Annotated in this window: 16 protein-coding genes, 1 tRNA gene, 1 rRNA gene and 1 pseudogene; 11 read left to right on the plus strand and 8 right to left on the minus strand. The window is 46.8% G+C overall.

Annotation, left to right across the window (positions count from 1 at the left end):
- Positions 1–3: 3 nt before the first annotated feature.
- Positions 4–120 (plus strand): 5S ribosomal RNA (gene rrf / locus L3V27_RS21685).
- A 70-nt stretch (positions 121–190) separates the two neighbouring features.
- Positions 191–281: transfer RNA gene (locus L3V27_RS21690), tRNA-Ser, on the plus strand.
- Positions 282–1,001: 720 nt separating this feature from the next.
- On the opposite strand, the gene L3V27_RS21695 is transcribed toward L3V27_RS21690, so the two are convergent.
- From L3V27_RS21695 to hemC, 4 genes are read right to left on the minus strand one after another with little or no spacing between them, the layout of a single operon-like run.
- A complete protein-coding gene (locus tag L3V27_RS21695; protein WP_005393852.1) occupies positions 1,002–2,183 on the minus strand; it encodes a heme biosynthesis HemY N-terminal domain-containing protein in 1,182 nt (393 codons plus the stop codon).
- Positions 2,183–3,394 carry a uroporphyrinogen-III C-methyltransferase gene (locus tag L3V27_RS21700; protein WP_053807592.1) on the minus strand — a complete coding sequence of 404 codons (1,212 nt, stop codon included), beginning with the start codon at positions 3,392–3,394 and terminating at the stop codon, positions 2,183–2,185. The genes L3V27_RS21695 and L3V27_RS21700 overlap by 1 nt, the downstream gene beginning before the upstream one ends.
- A 17-nt stretch (positions 3,395–3,411) precedes the next feature.
- Positions 3,412–4,140, minus strand: a complete 729-nt coding sequence (locus L3V27_RS21705) for a uroporphyrinogen-III synthase (protein ID WP_074190035.1) — start codon at positions 4,138–4,140, stop codon at positions 3,412–3,414.
- Positions 4,141–4,142: 2 nt separating this feature from the next.
- Positions 4,143–5,081 carry a hydroxymethylbilane synthase gene (gene hemC, locus L3V27_RS21710; protein WP_005393847.1) on the minus strand — a complete coding sequence of 313 codons (939 nt, stop codon included), beginning with the start codon at positions 5,079–5,081 and terminating at the stop codon, positions 4,143–4,145.
- Positions 5,082–5,427: 346 nt separating this feature from the next.
- On the opposite strand from hemC, the gene L3V27_RS21715 reads away from it, so the two are divergent.
- Complete coding sequence (locus L3V27_RS21715) at positions 5,428–7,956, plus strand: class I adenylate cyclase (protein ID WP_006743006.1); 2,529 nt, start codon at positions 5,428–5,430, stop codon at positions 7,954–7,956.
- Positions 7,957–8,025: 69 nt separating this feature from the next.
- Here the strand turns inward: L3V27_RS21715 and cyaY are convergent, their stop codons facing one another.
- Complete coding sequence (cyaY, locus tag L3V27_RS21720; RefSeq protein ID WP_012841286.1) at positions 8,026–8,340, minus strand: iron donor protein CyaY; 315 nt, start codon at positions 8,338–8,340, stop codon at positions 8,026–8,028.
- On the opposite strand from cyaY, the pseudogene L3V27_RS21725 reads away from it, so the two are divergent.
- The 7 genes and pseudogenes from L3V27_RS21725 (at position 8,320) to L3V27_RS21755 (ending at position 15,660) form a co-directional block, all read left to right on the plus strand.
- Positions 8,320–8,531, plus strand: a pseudogene (locus L3V27_RS21725) (lipoprotein). The gene cyaY and the pseudogene L3V27_RS21725 overlap by 21 nt on opposite strands.
- A 61-nt stretch (positions 8,532–8,592) precedes the next feature.
- The gene (lysA, locus tag L3V27_RS21730; RefSeq protein WP_006743007.1) at positions 8,593–9,846 is read left to right on the plus strand and encodes a diaminopimelate decarboxylase; all 1,254 of its coding nucleotides are present in this window, start codon (positions 8,593–8,595) and stop codon (positions 9,844–9,846) included.
- 10 nt (positions 9,847–9,856) lie between these two features.
- Positions 9,857–10,687, plus strand: coding sequence for a diaminopimelate epimerase (gene dapF / locus L3V27_RS21735; protein WP_006743008.1), 831 nt, complete (start codon positions 9,857–9,859; stop codon positions 10,685–10,687).
- Positions 10,681–11,412 carry a DUF484 family protein gene (locus L3V27_RS21740; protein WP_237312709.1) on the plus strand — a complete coding sequence of 244 codons (732 nt, stop codon included), beginning with the start codon at positions 10,681–10,683 and terminating at the stop codon, positions 11,410–11,412. The genes dapF and L3V27_RS21740 overlap by 7 nt, the downstream gene beginning before the upstream one ends.
- Positions 11,378–12,310 (plus strand): tyrosine recombinase XerC, encoded by a 933-nt coding sequence (xerC, locus tag L3V27_RS21745; RefSeq protein WP_012841287.1) that lies wholly within the window; start codon positions 11,378–11,380, stop codon positions 12,308–12,310. The genes L3V27_RS21740 and xerC overlap by 35 nt, the downstream gene beginning before the upstream one ends.
- Positions 12,311–12,318: 8 nt before the next feature.
- The gene (gene yigB / locus L3V27_RS21750) at positions 12,319–13,035 is read left to right on the plus strand and encodes a 5-amino-6-(5-phospho-D-ribitylamino)uracil phosphatase YigB (RefSeq protein WP_237312710.1); all 717 of its coding nucleotides are present in this window, start codon (positions 12,319–12,321) and stop codon (positions 13,033–13,035) included.
- 138 nt (positions 13,036–13,173) lie between these two features.
- Positions 13,174–15,660 carry an EAL domain-containing protein gene (locus L3V27_RS21755; RefSeq protein ID WP_104971061.1) on the plus strand — a complete coding sequence of 829 codons (2,487 nt, stop codon included), beginning with the start codon at positions 13,174–13,176 and terminating at the stop codon, positions 15,658–15,660.
- An 82-nt stretch (positions 15,661–15,742) separates the two neighbouring features.
- On the opposite strand, the gene L3V27_RS21760 is transcribed toward L3V27_RS21755, so the two are convergent.
- Positions 15,743–16,348, minus strand: a complete 606-nt coding sequence (locus tag L3V27_RS21760; protein WP_237312711.1) for a tRNA-uridine aminocarboxypropyltransferase — start codon at positions 16,346–16,348, stop codon at positions 15,743–15,745.
- Complete coding sequence (locus L3V27_RS21765) at positions 16,348–17,898, minus strand: hypothetical protein (protein WP_237312712.1); 1,551 nt, start codon at positions 17,896–17,898, stop codon at positions 16,348–16,350. Before L3V27_RS21765 ends, L3V27_RS21760 begins: the two co-directional genes overlap by 1 nt.
- Before the next feature lie 47 nt (positions 17,899–17,945).
- On the opposite strand from L3V27_RS21765, the gene L3V27_RS21770 reads away from it, so the two are divergent.
- The gene (locus L3V27_RS21770) at positions 17,946–18,416 is read left to right on the plus strand and encodes an EVE domain-containing protein (protein WP_124009073.1); all 471 of its coding nucleotides are present in this window, start codon (positions 17,946–17,948) and stop codon (positions 18,414–18,416) included.
- A 53-nt stretch (positions 18,417–18,469) separates the two neighbouring features.
- Here the strand turns inward: L3V27_RS21770 and L3V27_RS21775 are convergent, their stop codons facing one another.
- Positions 18,470–19,294, minus strand: coding sequence for a Cof-type HAD-IIB family hydrolase (locus tag L3V27_RS21775; protein ID WP_005393831.1), 825 nt, complete (start codon positions 19,292–19,294; stop codon positions 18,470–18,472).
- Between the last annotated feature and the right edge of the window lie 114 nt (positions 19,295–19,408).

The following is a 19,408-nucleotide window of genomic DNA, read 5'->3' on the forward strand; positions in this document are numbered from 1 at the left end:
TTGCTTGGCGACCATAGCGTTTTGGACCCACCTGATTTCCATGCCGAACTCAGAAGTGAAACGAAATAGCGCCGATGGTAGTGTGGGGCTTCCCCATGTGAGAGTAGGACATCGCCAGGCTTTAAATATCGTTATTTGCATAGACAAGTAACAACATCATCAGTGTACTAATCTGTTGATGACAATTTGTGGAGAGATGGCTGAGTGGTTGAAAGCACCGGTCTTGAAAACCGGCATACGTTAATAGCGTATCTAGGGTTCAAATCCCTATCTCTCCGCCACTATTCAGAAGCCTCGCTAGAAATAGCGAGGCTTTCTTCGTTTCTGACGCTTGGAAATTCGTTAGGGACTGGAATCAATCCCTTAGCTGATCGTATCCCCGGACTAGGTATCCCTGCACTATGTCACTTGAGAAGCCTTGCTTTAAGCGCGTTCTCGCTATCCACAGGTTGTGCAGCGACAGAAGTTCATAACTTTATCTTCTAATGAGAACCATCAAGTCTGAGTATTGGCATTCCTACCTCTAAGGGTGAAGTGTTTCTGTTAACAAGAGACTTGTCTTTACTCTTTACTCGATGTTACGTGCGTTAGCGCTCTTAGTGTTACCTAATGGCTCTTCGCTATCTTGCCCTAGTTGGTACAATAAACACTCTCTAAGCATTGTATAGGACAGTCCTTCATTGAAGAGAATGGAGAGTATTGGAGCTTATGTACCTATTTTTTCTTCCTGCACTATTTCAAGTTACCTGTATTTTGTTAGTAGAGCTCCTTCCTAGAAACTTATATTTGGTTGTTTGCCTTGAAGAAAGTGTGCAAGCTATTTTTTAGAGGATTTTATTGGGCTTAATGGAGTGCTGCTGGAAGCGATGAGGCTCTCAATGAGGTTTAGGCGATTGAAGGGCATTAGCTCTAGTGGATATTGCAGGTTTGTGTCGTGTTGATGAGTGACAGGCAATAAAAAAGCCGACAGTAAACTGTCGGCTTGGTTAGATGATTGCTACTTAGTCGTTCTGGACGAGCGTGAGAGCTTTACGAGAGACTTCGTGAGCGGCTTTAGTTAGATTCTGCTTTTCTAGTGTGTCTGCTAGGAATGCATAATCAGAGACGTCAGAGCGAAGCTTTAAGGCGATCTCAAAGTGGTCTTGGGCTTCTTGCCACTTCTCTTGACGGAAATAGAAGTGCGCTAATGCGCTATGCGCAGCGGCGTTATCTGGCTCTTTCTTCACTACTCCCTCTAAGAAAACCACGACAGGGTGGATATCTGGCAGGTTTAGATCTGGCAGTAGTTGATAAAGCTCAGGAGCCGGTTGTTTTTTCAATGCTTCTTTTAGCACAGTAAAGGCTTCAGCATCTGCTTTCCGGGCTATCAACTCACGAGCAAAACAGGCGACTAGGTGTGTGTCTTGTTTTACTTTGCGTGCAAGGCCATTCCAATGAGAAATAAGCCCTTCGCTACCTTGCTGCTGTGCCACTTCATGGAGTAAGCCGCATTGCGCCTTTTGAATCAGCTCTGCGTGTTCTTCTTCCGTGATGAGTTTTGCTTTGGTGAGTTGTGGCAAGAGGTCAATAAGAGGTTGCCACAATTTTAGCTGCATGTACGTTGTTTTCAGCAAGTTCAATACAATCGAATTACTCGCATACTGACCTTTTAACGATTGCAAAGTATCGAAAGCAGCCTCGAACTCGTTATCGCGAATAAACTGTTTAGCACGAGTTAGCTCTACTGCGAGATGAGCATTCTCTTGCTGGCTTGCTAGCTCTAGGTAGTGATCACGTTTTGCTTTATCACCTTGACCTTGTGCAGCTTCAGACGCAACTAAGTAACAAAGTAGTGGCATGTCGTGATGATTCGCCCAACGAGTCACTTTTTTCTCGGCACCTTTCCAGTCTCCTTCTAGGAGTTTAATAATGCCTTCATTGGTGTATCGACGGGAATGGCGCATTTTGCGCACGCTGAAGTAGTTCCATGTTGTAGAACTTGCGTAAACTAGCTTTTTAATTAGGTACTCAAGTAGAAAAAGGCCTGCGAGTGCTGCGATAACGAATACGACCAATGTCGTTACGCTCATCTCGATCGTTTTCTCAGCGATGGAGATGAGTACATAGCCTTGCTGACCAGAAAATTGAGTGCCAACAAATAGTCCTGCACCTAGTACAACAAATAGGAAAATAAGACGAAACATTACTTATCCTCCATACCTGTCATCGTTGTGACTTCGCGACGTAGGCGCTCACGGATGACATCTGATAGTTGAGACTGACTTTGCAGTTTCGTTGGGTATTCCACTTGAATGTTTTGCTGGCTTAACTGGTTAACAGTTTTGTTGAACTCTTTAACGGAATTATCGTCTTGGTTGAAGAAAGCTAATGCCCATTTATCGGCCGTTTTTAGAGACGTGGTGTAAATTTCACCTTGCTCTTGGTACACCGCTTTTATTGCGGTCTCCAATTTGGCTTTGATGTTTTCTTTTAGGTAAAAGTGTTGCTCAGGAGAAAGCAGTGGAATGACGTTACCATCGCGCGTGCGGAACGTAATGAAGTTTTCTGAAAAGTCCTTCAGAGAGGTCATTAAGTTATCTTGCCAGTTTGCAATATCTTCCGACACTTCAGTGTTCTCTACGACTTCTGCTTCTGGGAGTAGTGCATTGGCGAGTGGTAGCTTGTCTACTTGCTGTTGCAGAGCAGTTAAGCGTAGTACCAATCCATCACGGTCAATCAGCGGGATAGTACGAAGTTTGGTGATATCGTTCGCCATTGCTTTACGTAGTTTGACGAGGCTAGGGTCATTCAGTGCGGCAATGCGTTGATCAGCACTTTCCATTAGTTGAGTTGCGCTTTCTACGTCATGCTCTAAGAACAGTTTACGACCTGCTAATTTGACGAGGTAATCGGCTTCAGCAAGTAGCCAGTCGTTTGGTCGGCGACCTTTCACATCGGCAACGGCAAGCTGTAAGCTTTCAATGCTCTTCTGTTGCTGTCCCAGTACCACTTCCGCTTTGTGTGTCACGGTCGTTGCTTTCTCGATGGTTTCTTCTTGTACCCGGCTGAGCTCTTGCTTCATGGAAGCTTGAGTGCTTTCTAGTTGACTTTTTAGTTGGGCGATCTGCGCTTGGTAATCGGCTTGCTGCTGATGTAGCTTGTATGCGAGGCCACCGCCAAAAATAATCGATAAGATGATAGCGACTGTGCCTAGTTTAACTCCGCGCTTGCCTTGTTTTTCTTCAAATTCGACTTTGGCTGGCTCGGCTGTTTTTGGGGGCTCGGCCACTTTTGGCTGTTCTTTTTTAGGGGCCGCATCCTGCTGCGATGTGCTTTTTTCGGCTATCGGTGCCGATGAGGTTTCTTCGGAAAGGTTTTTATCGTTATTTTTTTGGTCGTTATTTTTACTTGTCATGCCTATATCCTGTGTAGCTAGGGCTGGAGAGCCGCCAGTAATTCTTGGTTGGATGCGCTTCCCGTGCATCTCACCCGAGTGAACCCCCTTTGAAGTGCGATGTCAGCGATACGCTGACTGGGGATATACAACTCTTGTTGATTAAGCCAAGTCAATTGCTCTGACGTCAATTGGCTGCACAAATAATCCAGTTGCTCACCACTGGTGACGATGATCTGGTCAATTTGTAGGGTTTTCCATAGTGAGACACAGCTTACTGGATCGAATGGGATGAATTCTCTCTTGTAAGTCTCACTATAGTGAACTTTTGCGCCACGTCTCACCAATGCATCTTTGATCAGCTCTCTTCCACCGTTCCCACGAAGGATAAGAACCTGTTGTTGGGCCACATTATTGAGCTCTGGCAGTCGCAATAAATGTTCACTATCACTGACTTGGGGATAGTGTACTTTCTGTTGGGTACATTTGCTTAAATAGTGTGCTGTTTTTTGACCAACGGCAAGGTAAATGGCTTGTTTCGGCCATGATGTCTCGTTGCTGGCTAAGATTTGCTGTGCACATTGCACGGCATGTCGACTAACAGCGATAACAATTTGAGCTTGATGCAGGTGTTTAGAGAGGTGCGTGTCCGTGAGATCGGCGACAATGTCGATCAGAGGATGGTGATATGCGGAAATGCCGTGCCTTTCGAGCAGAGAGCAAAGCGCGCTGCCTTGCTCTCCCGGCCGAGTGACCAACACTGCCATGATTATTCGTGATCTGCGTACAGCTTAGTTAGGATTTCACGAGCGCCGTTATCCAGTAGTTCATTGGCTAACTGCACTCCTAACGTTTCGCCGTCTTTACGATGGCCACGGATTTCACCACGAACAATTTCGCTGCCATCTGGTTCGCCAACTAATGCGCGTAGCCAAATGTTATCGCCATCTAGCAGGGCATAGCTGCCGATAGGTACCTGACAGCCGCCTTCTAGCGTCAGGTTCATTGCGCGCTCACACAAAACGCGGTCTACGGTGTCTTGGTGGTTAAGCGGCTCAAGTAGCTTAAGCAGCCTTTCATCGTCAAGGCGGCACTCAATACCGACAGCACCTTGGCCTACCGCAGGTAATGATTGCTCTGGCTCGATAAAGCTACGAATGCGTTCTTCAAGTTTCAATCGTTTAAGGCCAGCCGCAGCAAGAATGATCGCATCGTATTCACCCGCATCTAGTTTACCAAGGCGAGTGCCCACATTACCGCGAAGCTCTTTAATGATGATATCTGGACGATATTCTTTCAGTTGGCATTGACGGCGCAAACTGCAAGTACCAACCACTGCACCTTGAGGGAGTTCATCAATGTTGCTATAGGTATTGGAGACGAAAGCATCACGAGGGTCTTCACGTTCACAAATGGTCACGAGACCAAGACCTTCCGGGAAATCGACGGGCACGTCCTTCATTGAGTGAACGGCAAGGTCTGCACGGCCTTCTAGCATTGCGACTTCAAGCTCTTTTACGAATAAGCCTTTGCCGCCAACTTTTGCTAGCGGTGTATCTAAAATCACGTCACCTTTGGTCACCATGGTTACTAACTCGACTTCCAAACCAGGGTGAGCGGCTTGAAGGGCGTCTTTGACAAAGTAAGCTTGCCATAAAGCAAGAGGGCTTTTTCGAGTTGCAATGCGAATAGGTGTGGATTGTGTCATGATCTTCTCAATGCTGTTTGGATTTGGGTTTATCCTACCATTCTCATCAAGAAATGCTTACTGTTAGTTCGTTATCTCTGAGAGCTATGAATGGAATTACATGACGTTATGAAAATAGTGTGACTGGATTCTCAATTAGACTAAGGACTATTATTAGTAATAGGTAATAAGAGCGACACTACCGCGCGATTAATTTTGTGACTAAAGTATGGTTTTGCATCCTGAGTGGTGCGTGGGCGTGAAACTTTACCCGCACCAATAAAAGTGTTAAATTGATCACGTTTTTAGGCCGTTTTGGTTTAAAACGTCAGCAGATTTTCGTGATTGTTCAACCAAGGAATTCCCCTTGCAGGCTTACACCCAAAAAATCATTCAGCGACTAGATAATTTGAATCAGCAGCGAGTTGATCGCGCGCTGGCGCTTATGGATTCGCAAAGCCAGCAAGTCTTCCACTTGATTCCTGCCTTGTTGAACTACAACCACCCTGTGATTCCTGGCTATTACGATGCCGATGTCCCGTTTGGTGTGCATGGGCTGGCGCTAAATAGCATTCAGCAGCAATTCATTGATGACATTCAACTTGCGATTGGTCAGCCACTTAAGACGGCAGAGAAGCCGGCTATCTTGGGCTTATACACCATGGGCAGTACCTCATCAATTGGTCAAAGTACTTCTAGTGATTTAGATATTTGGGTGTGTATTTCGCCAGATATGGATTGTGACGAGCGAGAATTGCTGACCAATAAATGCTTGCTGATCACCGACTGGGCACAAAGCCAAGGGGTGGAGGCGAACTTCTTCTTAATGGATGAAGAACGCTTTAGAAGCAACCATTCTGAAGAGATGACAGGTGATAACTGTGGCTCATCTCAGCACTTACTTTTGCTTGATGAATTCTATCGCAGCGCGGTGCGTATTGCTGGACAGCGTTTATTATGGCAAATAGTGCCGCCAGAAATGGAAGAGTGTTACGATGAGTACGTTTCTCAATTATGCAGTGATGGTTACATCGACTGTAGTGAATGGATCGACTTTGGCAAATTGAACCGCATTCCTGCTGAAGAGTACTTCGGCTCGAACTTGTGGCAGCTATACAAAAGTATCGATTCTCCCTACAAATCGGTATTAAAAGCCATTCTGCTTGAAGCTTATTCGTGGGAGTACCCACATACGCAACTGTTAAGCATCGACACCAAGCGTCGTTTCTTTGCCCATGAGCCAGACCTCTATGGCATGGATGCATACTACTTAATGCTGGAAAAAGTGACTCGCTATTTAGAGCGAATCCAAGACGACACTCGTTTGGATTTGGTGCGCCGTTGCTTCTATCTCAAAACCCATGAAAAGTTGTCGCGTGAACCGGATGTTGGTTCAGTGGCTTGGCGCCGTGAAGCGCTGAGCGACATGATTGCAAAATGGGATTGGGATGCCAGCGTTGTTGCTGAGCTCGATGATCGCCGCAACTGGAAAGTTGAACAGGTAAAAGTGGTGCATCATGCGTTGCTGGATGCGTTGATGCAGAGCTACCGTAATTTGATTCAATTTGCGCGTCGCAACGACATTACCTCCGCTATCAGCCCGCAAGACATCAGTATTTTGGCTCGTAAGCTTTACGCCGCTTTTGAAGTATTGCCGGGCAAAGTGACGTTGCTCAACCCGCAGATTTCCCCTGATTTGCATGAACCGGATTTAAGCTTCATCGAAGTGAAAGATGGTGGTGTGAACAAGTCTGGTTGGTATCTCTATAAACAACCTCTGATCGCGCACCGCATTTTGGGGCAGCCATACTTAGAACATCATGAATACTTGAGCAAGTTAGTCTCTTGGGCATTCTTTAATGGTTTAATCACCGAGTCGACTCGTTTGCACGCGGTGGTGCGTGAAGCGCAACTGGATATCGATAAGTTCTACCAAATGGTGAGCGACTTACGAAATACCTTTGCGCTGCGTAAGCGCCGTCCGACGATGCAGGCATTAGCGAGCCCATGTGAAATAAGCCAGCTAGCGATGTTCATCAACTTTGAAAATGATCCTACGTCAGAGCTTTCGGGCCGTTCACTGAAAGTGGATGTAAAAAATACCGATATCTTCAGTTTTGGTCCGGAACATAAAAACTTAGTCGGCAGTGTCGACTTGGTTTACCGTAACTCCTGGCATGAAGTGCGTACGCTGCATTTCAAAGGGGAAACGGCGATGCTGGACGCACTGAAAACCATTCTGGGCAAAATGCACCAAGACGCGTTGCCACCAGAATCGGTGGATGTGTTCTGTTATGCGAAGAACATGCGTGGTGTGATGCGTAATATGGTCTACCAGCTTTTAGCGGAATGTATCGACTTACGCTTGAAGCCAGTAGAGCAAGAAAAACGCCGCCGCTTTAAAGCGATGCGCCTTGGTAACCAAACTTACGGGCTGTTCTTTGAACGTCGTGGTGTGTCGGTGCAGAAGTTAGAAAACTCAATTGATTTCTATCGCAGCATTTCTACTAACAAACTTAAAGGCTCGCCGCTATTAATGCTCGATCGTGAGCAAGAGTATCAAATGCCAGAAGCGGTGGATGGTTTTGCCAGTGAAGGTCTGGTGCAATTCTTCTTTGAAGATAATGAAGATGGCTTCAATATTTATGTGTTGGATGAGTCAAACCAAGTTGAAGTGTATCACCAGTTTAGTGGCTCCAAAGACGAGATGATTTCGTCTGTGAACAGCTTTTACACATCCGTAAAAGATGACAGTCGTGTTGCGTCGAAATTTATCAACTTTAACCTGCCGCAGTACTACCAGATTATCCATCCTGAAGAGGGCAATGCTTATATCATCCCTTATCGTAATGATGGTTGCTCGCCGCATCGTCCGACGAAAGCGGTAAACGCGTAATTAAACCCGTATCAATAAACAAAAAGAGCACTTCGGTGCTCTTTTTGTTTTGGTGACGATTGACGGACATTATGCCCAATCAATGGCTTCGCCCGCGTGCTTTTCACACTCTTGCTTCACCATTTCAAATAGCTCCATGCCCGTTTTTGAGCAGGTCCATTTATCTTCAATAAGTTTGAAGTGGAAACCACCAGATTTGGACGCTAGCCAGATCTCATGCATCGGCTCTTGGCGGTTAATGATGATTTGGCTGCGGTCTTCAAATTCCAATGTCATTACGTTGCCAGTGACTTCGTAATCAATGTCTGCGCCTGAATCATCGATGGATTCTTCGATGATTTGCATCTGCGCATCCACCAGTTGATGAAATTCAGTATCGTTCATCCGTCTATCCTATTGCTTTTCCTGAGTGTGGTGCGATTATAGGGGGCATTGATTCAATAATCACGATATGCGAAATGAAAAAATTAGTTACTGTGTTGTTTGTGATGGTTGCCGCGACGTTAGCGGGATGTGGCCAGTCTGGCTCACTATACATTCCAGATGACACTCAACAGAATGAGCAATCACAATAAATAACCGCGCCTTAGGGTGAAATTAGGGTTCAGCAGTCGAATAAAATAAGGGAAGCGAATTTTGGATTACTTCAACTATCAGGATGATGGCCAGCTTTGGGCCGAAGACGTCCCACTTCAAGCTCTTGCAGAGCAATATGGCACTCCTCTTTACGTATATTCTCGAGCCACGCTAGAGCGCCACTGGAAGGCGTTTGATAGTGCTGTGGGTCAACATCCTCATCTAGTTTGCTACGCGGTGAAAGCGAACTCAAACCTAGGCGTATTGAACGCACTGGCGCGTTTGGGTTCGGGCTTTGATATCGTATCAGGTGGTGAACTTGAGCGTGTGATTGCCGCAGGCGGTGATCCGAAGAAAGTCGTTTTCTCTGGTGTTGGGAAAACACCTGCAGAAATGAAGCGTGCTCTTGAGCTAGGTATCAAATGTTTCAACGTTGAATCTGAGCCTGAGCTAGAACGTTTGAATAAGGTTGCGGGTGAGCTTGGTGTGATTGCGCCAATTTCTCTGCGTATCAATCCAGATGTCGACGCGAAAACACACCCTTACATTTCGACTGGTCTTCGCGACAATAAATTCGGCATTGCATTTGATCGTGCGCCAGATGTTTATAAATTCGCGCAAAGCCTGCCGAACTTGAATGTGCAAGGCATCGACTGCCACATTGGTTCTCAGCTCACCAATATCGACCCATTTATCGACGCGACAGACCGTTTATTAGCCTTGATTGATGATTTAAAAGCGCAAGGCATTAACATTCGTCACCTTGATGTCGGCGGCGGTTTAGGTGTGGTCTATCGTGATGAATTACCACCTCAGCCTTCAGATTACGCCAAAGCGTTACTTGGTCGTCTTGAAAATCACCAAGACTTGGAGCTGATTTTTGAGCCGGGCCGAGCAATTGCTGCGAATGCAGGTATCTTGCTAACGCGTGTTGAGTTTTTAAAACATACTGAGCACAAGAACTTTGCCATCATCGATGCGGCAATGAACGACTTGATGCGTCCTGCACTATACCAAGCATGGCAAGATATCGTGCCAGTTTCGCCGCGCACGGGTGAAGCACAGACTTACGATTTGGTTGGCCCTATTTGTGAAACCGGCGACTTCTTGGGTAAAGATCGCGCACTCGTTTTGCAAGAAGGTGATCTACTCGCGGTTCGTTCAGCAGGTGCCTATGGTTTTGTGATGTCTTCGAACTACAATACTCGTACCCGAGCGGCAGAAGTAATGGTGGATGGTAAACAAAGCCACTTAGTTCGCCAGCGTGAGGAGCTGACCAGTTTGTGGCAGCTGGAACAGATTCTACCGGAGTAACACACAACAAATGCATTTCCACTTTTCCAAAATGCACGGTTTGGGCAACGACTTCATGGTCGTCGACTGTATTACCCAGAACGTGTTTTTCTCGCAAGACCTGATCCGCCGTTTGGCGGATCGTCATACCGGCGTTGGTTTTGACCAATTGCTCGTGGTAGAAGCCCCTTACGACCCTGAAACTGATTTCCATTATCGGATTTTCAATGCCGATGGTAGTGAAGTCGAGCAGTGCGGGAATGGCGCGCGCTGCTTCGCGCGCTTTGTTCGCTTGAAAGGGTTAACCAATAAGTACAGCATCAGCGTAAGCACCAAAAAAGGAAAGATGATTCTCAACATCGAAGATGATGGAGAAGTGACGGTCAACATGGGTGTGCCAGAGTTTGAGCCGAACAAAATTCCTTTTAAAGCCAAGCAAAAAGAGAAAACCTACATCATGCGCGCTGGTGAAAAAACGCTGTTCTGTGGCGCGGTAAGCATGGGTAACCCGCATGTGGTGACGGTGGTCGATGACGTGGATACTGCTGATGTCGATACATTAGGGCCGCTGCTTGAGTCACACGAGCGTTTTCCAGAGCGCGTCAACGCTGGCTTTATGCAGGTGGTGAGTCGTGACCATATTCGTCTTCGAGTTTACGAGCGAGGCGCAGGTGAAACACAAGCTTGTGGTAGCGGCGCATGCGCGGCGGTAGCGGTAGGGATTCTTCAGGGTCTGCTGGATGAAAACGTTAAGGTTTCTCTACCAGGTGGTGAACTGCGAATTGCGTGGCAAGGTCCGGGTAAGCCGTTGTTTATGACCGGACCTACAACGCATGTATTTGATGGTCAATTGTCTTGCTAGTAGAAGAAAAAGGAAACGTTTTGTCTCAAGTAGAAGCAGATGCCTTAACGGCTGAAGTGGTGGCCGAGTACCTCAAAGATCATCCCGATTTTTTTGTGCAGCGTCCGGAGCTTGTGGATCGTCTATCTTTCCCACACTCAGACTTGGGTGCGGTGTCTTTGGTGCACATACAAATGAACCGCCAACGTCAGCGCATTGAAGAGTTAGAGGAAGAGATCACCACACTGATGTCGCTTGCGGCGAACAACGATCGCACCTTTTACGAATTTATGGATTTGCAGGGGCAGATTCTAAAGTGTGGTGACTTTAAACAAGTCATTCATTCTATTGAAGAGAAAGCTAAAGCACTGGGCTTACGCGCGTTTGTTCGATTGTTTAGTCAATGCGACGCATCGATTCAATTGAGTAAGGAAAGTTATCAACGTTTTGCGACCACCCACTTAAATGGCAAATACGCGTACTTAGGACGTCTTCGCAAAGTGGATCGTGAAGCTTTGTTTGGCAATATGGATGTGCCGGAAATGGGGTCCTATGTGGTACTGCCGCTCGTGAAACAGCAAACACTGGGCGTGCTTGCTTTTTCTAGTGAAGATGGCGGCCATTTTCAGCCAGATATGGATACCTTGTTTTTGCGTCACCTATCATTAGTAGTGGCACATCTCGCTCAAACATTGGTATGGCAAAGTTACGATGACGACAACTCCCAACACTCCTCTGCCAAATAGTCTGCAAAAGCCTCTTGAGCGCTTCTATGAATTCTTACGAAGCGAAAAGGGGCTCAGCCTACATACTCAACGCAATTACAAACAGCAGCTAGAAACCATGGCGCAGCACTTGGCTGAAATGGGACTTAAAGATTGGTCTCAAGTGGATGCAGGCTGGGTGCGCCAATTAGCAGGTAAGGGCATGCGGGAAGGCATGAAAGCCAGCAGTTTAGCGACGCGCCTCTCATCGCTGCGTAGCTTTTTCGATTTCCTTATTCTGCGTGGCGAGATGTCAGCTAACCCTGCCAAAGGGGTTTCAGCGCCACGTAAAAAGCGCCCGTTGCCGAAAAACCTCGATGTTGATGAAGTGAGCCAACTGCTTGAGGTCAACGAAGACGACCCGTTGGCTGTGCGTGATCGCGCCATGATGGAGCTGATGTACGGTGCAGGCTTGCGTTTGGCTGAGTTGGTGAGTGTGGATGTACGTGATGTACAACTGCGCAGTGGCGAGCTTCGTGTTATCGGTAAAGGCGATAAAGAACGTAAAGTACCATTTTCTGGCATGGCAACTGAATGGGTTGCCAAGTGGTTGAAAGTCAGGGGTGACCTTGCTGCACCAGGTGAACCCGCCTTGTTTGTGTCTAAACTCGGAACGCGTATTTCGCACCGTAGCGTGCAAAAACGTATGGCAGAATGGGGACAAAAACAGTCTGTGGCGAGCCATATTAGTCCGCATAAGTTGCGTCACTCGTTTGCGACACATATGCTCGAATCCAGCAATAACTTACGTGCGGTGCAAGAGCTTTTAGGGCACGAGAACATTTCGACGACCCAAATCTACACGCACTTGGATTTCCAACATTTAGCGCAAGCCTACGACCAAGCCCACCCACGCGCACGTAAAAAGAACGGGGAGTGAGCCGAAGTATGAAATTTTATCGCCGTATCGAGCCTATTAAGGCCATGACCTTCGATCTTGATGACACGCTGTACGACAATTACCCGGTGATTATCCGTATGGAGCGTGAGTTGCTGACTTGGTTGCAACAAACACATCCAGCCGTGGCGCACATGGATAAGGCTGATTGGATGCAGGTAAAAAAACATGTGCTCCAGCAGAGACCGGATCTCAGAAGCGATGTGACGCTTTGGCGTTTAGTGCAGCTAAAGCATGGTTTTCTTTCAGTTGGCTATGATGAAGCGCAAGCTCAAGCCGCAGCTGAAGAGGGTGTGCAGCTCGCTTTGGATTGGCGCAGTCAGTTTGAAGTGCCCCAATCAAGCTTAGATGTTTTAACACAACTGGGAGAGCGAGTTCCGCTCGTGGCGATCACAAACGGAAACGTCGATTTAGATAAAATTGGCTTAACGCCGTATTTTCAATGTGTACTCAAAGCAGGGCCTGATGGGTTGGCGAAACCCGCCACCGATATGTTTGCTAAGGCGAAACGGTTCTTGGATATTCCAGCAGAGAATATTCTGCATGTCGGTGATCACCTAACCACGGATGTGCATGGTGCAAAGTCGGCTGGTTTTGCGGCTTGTTGGTTCAATAATATGAATAAAAATGTCATTAACCATTCAAAAACACGTACTTTACCTGATATTGAAATCAATAGTTTGCAGCCGTTACTCACACTTTTTTAATTGCTTTCGCATTAATCCATTCTAATCTCATTTTGTGTCTAGAAAAGCAGCGTAAAGCCACGTAAATTATTCACTATTAAGTAAAAAGAGTAACGCCACACGTCGTGGTGAAGATAGTGTTACGGCAGTGGTAGGTGCATGCGAGCTTTTTCAAAACTGGTTTATGATGTCAGTCAGTTAAATGACTTTTTAGTCACTTCTCAGTTCTCTTCAAGTAAACAATATTTGGTGCAAATATTGTCGACTCAATCACGCGACTTTACGACCACACTTGCGGACGCTGTTTTATTGTTGCTGCCGAATGCTCATGTCATGGGGCATAGTACGCGTAATGTCATTCTGGAGGGGGAGATATTTACCTCTGGTTGCCTGATCAGTGTGACTGAGTTCGAACAAACCACGCTTACTTCTGCTGTACAAACCTACTCTTACTCCCCCGATATTGATGGTGGAGAGCTCAAACGCTCGCTTCTGTTGCAGCATAATTCGCAAGTGATCCTCAGCTTTGCTGTGCAAATTGAACGACGTGACTATCCCTTGTTTCAAACGTTCGCTAGTGAAGAAGTCGTGATCTCTGGAGGGTTGGCGCAGAGTATTGATGATGGATGCTGGGTGCTATATCAAAACCGAGTTTACGATAACGCTGTGGTTGCCGTAGCTTTGCACAGCGATACCTTGAAGCTATGGACAGATGCGTATTCGGAATGGAACCCGATTGGCATGCCACATAAAGTCACCCATGCAAAAGGAACGCGCTTGTATTGCTTAGGTGAACAGAAAGCGTTGGACGTATACAAGCGTTACTTGGCGGATGGGCATGACGTGACGCTGAGTCAACTGCTCAGCTTTCCTTTGTATCGAGAAAGTTTGGGGCGTAAGGAAGTTTGCACGGTAACGGAGCTACACGCTGATGGCAGTATGAGTTTCGACAGGCCTTGGTGTCTTGGTGACGAAGTACAATTTTGCTATAACCACCCCTCATTAACGCTCGAACAGGTGCGACATGGTGTGGTTGAGTTAGCCATGCACCAACCTGAAGTCGTGATGATTTTTAACTGCGCGTCACGGTTAGACTTTATTGACAGCAGCGACGAAGTCCAAGCCTTCAAAGATATCGCGACGACGTTTGGTAGTTATTGTATGGGGGAACTGCATGGCGGTATTGGACAGCCAGAAATTCTTCATCACAGTCTGACGTATTTAGCGATGCGAGAGGGAGACGAAGTACAAGCATTGAACTTGCCTAAGTCGCCCGTTAGCTCCTCTATTTCACCATTGTTTAGCTTGATTCGAAATGCGATTGGCGACCTCAACCATATGAACGCGCATATGGGGTATCAACTCGATCGCCAAACGCGCAAGTTACAAGAAAGCTATCGGCGAGATAGTCGCACTGGATTACAAAACCGAGTCGCGCTGCAAGAGCGGCTGAGTAGCATCGATTTGGATGAGCACTTGCTGACTCTAAAGCTACTTAACTTCAGCCATATCAATGAAAAATACGGTTATAGAGTAGGGGATCAGCTACTTAAAGACCTCTCAATGCACTTTACGAATCGACTGCGAAAGCGTTTTGGCATGCCAACGGCTTTGCAGCTTTATAGTATTGGGGTTGGTGAGTGGGCGTTCATATTTAAAGCTGACCAAAGCAGCGAAACCATCAAACAGCACTTTACTCGTTTTGCCGACGCGGTAGAGCAAACTAATTTTGAGCCAATTGGTCTGCGCGAAATAGATTATCTTTCTATCTCGCTGTGCGGCGGCTTAGTAAGTCGTCGAGATTTTCCATCAGCTTCTGCGGATGAGCTATTGCTTAAAGGCATTGAAGCGAGGCGTTCCGGTGTGCGCAGTAATACCCATATCTGCAATGCGAAAGACATCGAAGTCAGTGAGGATGTGCGTAAAGAGCAGCTTGGATGGTTGAGTTGCGTCAGTAAAGCCATTCTCAAACAGAACATCATCACCTATAGCCAGCCGATAGTGCATGCGGATAGCCATAAATTGGCAAGCCAAGAATGTTTGGTTCGCATTTTGGAGGAGGATGGAACGGTAATTGCGCCAGGGCGCTTCCTGCCTATTATTTCCGATACGCACCTTTATACTCGATTGAGTCGGCACATGATCCATTCTACGTTACATTACATGCGAGATAAGCAAGGTGACTTTTCTATTAACTTATCGCCGCAAGATTTGCTTAGTGATAAAACTTTAATGCTTTTAGAGCATGAAATTTGTCAGCTCAATGACCCTAGGCGAATTGGTTTGGAAGTGTTGGAATCTGAGCAAATCAAAGACTACGGTCGAATGATCGAAGTATGCAGTCATTTTAGAAGCTTAGGAGCGCGTATCATTGTTGATGATTTTGGCTCAGGCTATTCCAATATTGATGAAATCCTAAAGCTGGAGCCGGAAGTCATAAAGCTCGATGGTAGCTTGATTCGTGATATCGATAAAGACTTAAAGCAGCGCAAAATAGCTTCTCAGTTGGTGCGTTTATGTCAGGTGTTTAACGCGGAGACGGTGGCGGAGTTTGTCCACAATCGAGAGGTGTGCAAAATCGCGCAGGATATGGGCGTCGACTATCTGCAAGGCTATTATCTGGGTGAGCCGACCCGATTATTTTAATGCTGTTTCACGTGAAACCATTCTAAATAAAAACGCAGCCTTGGCTGCGTTTTTTATTTTGAGCAATTCGGTTTTAGTTGCGTTAGCTCGGTGATTGCTTGAGAGCGTGTCCACTTTTTTCGGCTTGAAATAGTGCAAGGTAGTGAGCAAAGAATGTGAGCATTTTTTGCTGGTTATTTTGCTCGCCTAGTTGTCCGAGTAAATGTGCAGCGACTTCAAACGTGCACAGGTTACCTTGTTGTTGGTTGCGTCGCAGCTGATATTGCGAGTCTGCCGATGTAGACAGCGCCATAGTAGGGATACTTTCTAACCAACGGCTCTTGTTGATCATCTTGCGCGCCTCTTGCCAGGTAGCGTCCAAAATAATAAACAGCGGATTTTTGGTTTGTTGCTGGCTTTGGAGCGCCATATGTTCGAGTGTGACGCTTTCTTCACTTGGGAATAGAAGCACTGGATACAGCGACGGATCAGCTAATCGAGCGAGCAAGTCTGCTGGTGGTTGTTTTCGGTCCCAGATTACTCGCTCAATATTGAGTTGGCACTGCTCTAGTAGCTGGCCGGTATTAGTATCACGCGTCAGTTCATTCGGATGCATCAACAGCAAGATGTTGTGCTCGCTGGTAAGTTTCGGCACCAGTGAGCACATACAGTTGAATTGAAAACCACAATTTGGACACGGTTGCGACATTACAGACGAACTCCTTCGCGCACAGGGCTAACCCCATCCGAGAACAGACGCACGCCACTGATTTGGTTTTGCGTTGCCGTTGGTGCCATGCTTGGGTTGAGTGGGTAGCTAACCCCACTGTATTGCATCACGTGTTGGGCTGCCTTAGATCCGCCACCGCTGACATTAAAAATCAGATCTCGCCAACCATGGGAGGTTTGTTGGCCGAGCATAATCGGGCTTTGTACCAGTGTGATGCGGCTATTGAAGCGCCACTCTTTTTCGTGATGTTCAAATATCAGCAATGTACAGCCACCGGAACCACACCAATCCAGCTGTACTAATAGCTCTTCGTTACCATCGCCGTTGAGGTCGTAAGTTAGCCAACGGTACTGGTTGTTGTTGGGGTTGGTTTGGTGAATGAAGAAGTAGTTGCGCACGGCGGCATCTACTTTGGAGTCAAACTCCGCACTAGAAGGTACGTCTGCACTGCTGATGGGCTTGTTGGCGCGTTTCTCGGCTGGTTGCATCATGCCCTCATCACGAGTGGTGGCAGGGTAAAGCACTAAACCACCATCGGCGATTGGGTATACCAAGTTACCGACTTTTTCTTTGGTCGCTTTGAGCTGATTGCCTTCTCGCGTAAACAGTCGCTCTGACATCAGTTTTTGTTGTTGATGATGCGTCATGACGACTTGAACCTGAGACGGACTTAATTGTTGCCAGTACCCACGTTCGATTAACGGTGCTTGCCCATTGGCGTAGCTGTATTTTGTTGTGGCGCTGTGGTCTGGGTTTAAGGTCATTTGCACCTCAAAACCTTGTGATTGGGTTGAAGTCGCGACATAGGTATTGGCCCAGCCAAGCGTAGCGTCCACGTTTGCAGCCGTACCACAACCTTGATAAGTGTCGCCATCATGTTTTAGCGTCGCTTTCCAGCCATACAAAGAATCACTCATCGTATCTGAGCAGAGGTTTTCTGTTAGGCGAAGTTCACCATCTTGTAGTTGATATGTGCGCTGGCGAGGTTGAAGTTGACTGCTCTTAATCGCTAATTTTGTGGTTTGTTTGCCGATTGGCTGGAATGTCAGTCCATTAGCCTCAAAGCTTGCCGACCAAGAAGGCTCATTGCCAAACACGCGAGTTGGTTTGTTTGGTTGCTGACAACGGTTTGGACTTTTCGTTGTGAGGAAGTTCACTTGTTCCACGACAAAGTTAGCATCGAAATCAGCAGAAAACCCATCGATGCCCGGTGGGTTGAGATGGCCGATAACCTCGCCATACATGGTCTGGTAAGGCTCGTTATTTAACTGAATTGCTCGTTGCATTTGCTGTGGTGACAGTTGTAACCAATATTGCTTGTCGCTGCCACAAGGCATGATGTATTGGCTCTCGTGACCGACGATCACTTTTCCACGTAGCATAAAGGTTTGAGGTTGAATGGTGTCAGGCTTATCTAAGGTGGCTGGTGGAGAAGCTGGGTCGGCAGCGCCAGAATGTGGCGGCTGCGAACTACATGCTTGCAGAACCAGCAGAGTGGCAAGCGCCACTGGGTTTTTCAAAGCCTTCATGTTATATCTTCCTCATTATTGTTACTCAATCGGCATCGGATGGCATTATGGCATATTGGTTATTTAAAACTGAACCAGATACCTTTTCTATTGACACGCTTCGAACCCAAAAGGTTTCATGTTGGGAGGGAGTTCGTAATTATCAGGCGCGCAATATGATGCGTGACCAAGTCAAGGTGGGCGATTTCGTCCTGATTTATCACTCTTCTTGCAAGAATGTTGGCGTTGCCGGTATTGCTAAAGTCGTGAGAGAAGCCTATCCCGATCATTTCCAGTTCGATCCTGAAAGTGATTATTACGATCCAAAGTCAGACCCAGACAACCCGCGTTGGATTATGGTGGATGTCGAATTCGTGCGTAAAACGACGCGAGTGATTCCGTTATCGGTGATGAAAGCGATGCCAGAACTTGAGAACATGCCATTGGTGAAACGTGGAAATCGCTTGTCGATCATGCCTGTGACAGAAGAAGAGTGGGAAGCGATCCTTTGCAAAGAGAAGTTGCCAAGTCAGCGATAAAAGAAAAGGGCTGCGAATGTGCAGCCCTTTGTTATTGTTTGGAGTATTGCAGCTTACAGCAAGTGATCTTGTAGGTAGTGTGCAACCGCATCTTCTGCATTGCTGCCAATCACTTCGTTATTTGGCAATGCTTTCATCACTTTCTCGTGTGATGTACCCATGACCAATCCTTTACCTGCCATCGACAGCATTTCTACGTCATTCATGCCATCACCAAATGCCACGCAATTTTCTAACGTGAGGCCGAGTTTTTTCGCTACCGCTTCAAGAGCATGGCCTTTAGACACACCTGCACTCATTACTTCCAAGCACCATGGTGTTGAAAACGCAATATTCAGCTTATCGCCAAATTGTTCACGTAGTTTGTTTTCAAACACCACCAAGCGTTCGTGGTCTTGTGCTGGATGGGTGAAGAAGATTTTCGCAATACCGTCAGTTGGTGCTTGGTCTTCATCGAATAAGACGTATGTGAATTCGTCATGGAAATCACGCAATGTTTCGTCGTCTTTGTTCATCAACCAACTGTCATTTTGATACATGTGGATAAGTATTTCTTGATCGTGCTTGATCGTGTCGATCACGCCTTGAACCAGTTCTGCAGGGACATTCTCGCTGTACATCAACTGATCTTCCTGGTCATGCACACGGGCACCGTTCGAGGTGATCATGTAAGCCGGAATACCGACCTGACGACGGATGCTCGCAACGTCTACGTGGTGACGGCCTGTTGCAAAGACAAAGGTGTAACCCTTTTCATGCAGCGCTTTTAGCGTCTCTTTTGAGTAAGCACTGAGCTGATGGTTTGGTGCGAGTAACGTGCCATCCAGATCAGAGGCAACGATTTTAGTGATCTCTTTGCAAGGTAGCGATGTGCTCATGAAGTCCTCGTAAACGGTTTGGATAGTGTGGAACAGGTGATTGCAAACGGAGTACAGCAGACTGACTAGATCATGCTGCTCCGAATGCGGGGGAACTTTGGTCGGTTGCATCTG

This window comes from Vibrio sp. J2-3(2022), assembly GCF_021725735.1.
In the GTDB taxonomy this organism is placed as follows: domain Bacteria; phylum Pseudomonadota; class Gammaproteobacteria; order Enterobacterales; family Vibrionaceae; genus Vibrio; species Vibrio diabolicus.